Origin of the sequence: Burkholderia sp. LMU1-1-1.1 (genome assembly GCF_040675865.1) — a bacterium.
In the GTDB taxonomy this organism is placed as follows: domain Bacteria; phylum Pseudomonadota; class Gammaproteobacteria; order Burkholderiales; family Burkholderiaceae_D; genus Rugamonas.
On record NZ_JBEGHG010000075.1, the window covers coordinates 1 to 251 of the forward strand.

Consider the following 251-nt stretch of genomic DNA (forward strand, 5'->3'; position numbering starts at 1 on the left):
GAGTATTTAGCCTTGGAGGATGGTCCCCCCATATTCAGACAGGATTTCTCGTGTCCCGCCCTACTTGTCGCACGCTTAGTTCCACACATCGCATTTCACATACGGGGCTATCACCCGCTATGGCTCCTATTTCCAGAGGATTCTGTTATGCGTCATGCTAAAACGTGCAGGCTCTTCCCATTTCGCTCGCCACTACTTTGGGAATCTCGGTTGATTTATTTTCCTGCAGCTACTTAGATGTTTCAGTTCGC

Annotated in this window: 1 rRNA gene; it reads right to left on the reverse strand. The window is 49.0% G+C overall.

The features are described 5' to 3' along the window. Positions 1-251, reverse strand: a 23S ribosomal RNA gene (locus MRBLMU1_RS32755); the annotation flags it as partial.